The organism is Armatimonas sp., from assembly GCF_043760365.1.
Taxonomy (GTDB): Bacteria; Armatimonadota; Armatimonadia; order Armatimonadales; family Armatimonadaceae; genus Armatimonas.
In genome coordinates this window covers 1-1,612 of the sequence record NZ_JAYUPA010000512.1, presented here as the reverse complement: position 1 = coordinate 1,612, position 1,612 = coordinate 1, and the positions used below count along the sequence as shown (strand labels likewise).

The 1,612-nt window shown below is 62.7% G+C and carries 1 protein-coding gene; it reads left to right on the top strand.

The features are described from left to right. The first annotated feature begins 130 nt into the window (after positions 1-130). Positions 131-1,432 carry an aspartate aminotransferase family protein gene (locus tag ACH2EH_RS11945; protein WP_395141951.1) on the top strand — a complete coding sequence of 434 codons (1,302 nt, stop codon included), beginning with the start codon at positions 131-133 and terminating at the stop codon, positions 1,430-1,432. Positions 1,433-1,612 lie beyond the last annotated feature (180 nt).

Sequence of the window (1,612 nt, the reverse complement as noted above, 5' to 3'; positions counted from 1 at the left end):
CTAGCCAGAACCCACCCGGCCTCGTCCCTCGGCCACCCTCCCTCTACGAAGGAGGGTTAGGGTGGATTTCCTCTCTCCCTTCCCTGCTCTGAGGGAAGGGGCCGGGGGATGGGTTCAGAAAGAAAAATCAATGAATACCACACACATTTTAGAGCTCAATCAGGCCGGGCTTCTGGCCGATGTTCTCGGGTTTGAGACCGACGAAGTCGCCGGTCAGACTGAGGGCAGCAGTGTCTCAACACTCTCCGGGCGGGAGTTTGTGGACTTCACCGGCGGAATTGCCGTCCATGCCTGCGGGCACTGCCACCCGAGCATCGTGGCGGCGATCCAGGCGCAAGCAGCGCAGGTGCTGCACACATCGGATACCATGCGCCACGCGCCACAGCTAGAGCTGGCGGACTTTCTGCGTGGGAAGCTGGCTGCTGCTGGAGTGGCGGACGCGGCGTTTGTTTTTATGAACTCCGGCTCCGAGAGCAACGACGCGGCGGCAAAGCTCGCGTTGAAAGTGACGGGCAAGAAAAAGCTCATCGCATTTGTCGGGGCGTTTCACGGGCGCACAATGCTCTGCTCCGCGCTCTCGCGCTCCAAAACCATTCACTGGCAGAGCTTAGAGCCGTTTCTTGCACCGCTCCGCCAGCATATTTTGCACGCCCCCGCGCCGCGCTGCGCAGGCTGCACAATGGACTCCCCCACCTGCTGTAATGTCGGACTGGAGCAACTCTTTGCGGAGCACGGTGACGACATCGCCGCTGTCTTCTTCGAGGCGCAGCAAGGTGAGGGCGGCTATGTGCCACGCACGCCCGAGTCCGGCAAGCGCCTGCGGGAGCTCTGCGACAAACACGGTGCGCTACTCATCGCCGATGAAATCCAGGCGGGGATGGGACGCACGGGGCGCTGGTTCGCCTTTGAGCATCTGGGGATTATCCCGGATATCGTGGTCTTTGGAAAGGCCGTCGGGGGAGGAATGCCACTGGCGGGAATCGCAGCCCGCGCGGATCTACTGGCCCGCTGGACACCGGGTGAGCACGGCACCACATTTGGCGGCAACCCCGTCGCCTGCGCCGCAGGGCTCGCTGCTGTGCGCCTGATGGAGCAGGAGGGCTTAGTGGAGCGCGCTGCCCGGCTCGGCGAGGAAGTCAAGACACGGCTGGCCAAGCTCATCGGTAGCCACGGAGTCACTGACGTACGCGGCAACGGCTTCATGCTGGGCATTGAGTTTCGCACCACGGACGGCGCTCCCGATTACGATCGGTTGGATACGCTCAAAGATGCCTGCCGTGAACAAAACCTCCTCGTGCTGACGTGCGGTGCCAAGCTCGGGGACGCCAAAGCCGACTGCGCCGTAATCCGCTTGATCCCCCCACTCAACACCCCCGAGGACGTTCTCTGGCGCGGCATTGGGGTAGTAGAGAGCGTAATCACCGGCGGCTAGGCGCCGGTTGAAACCGGCGTCTTCAGTGGCACTACGTACCGCAAAGCCTGTTCCAGGCTACCGAACCTATTTCCCCAGCCCGGAACGGGCTTTGCGGCTGAGGAACGAAGCCATTGCAGCCGCCCAATTCCATTGGGCGGCTTTGCCGGGCAACTACGCGCGGGCTGAGACGGTCTCTTG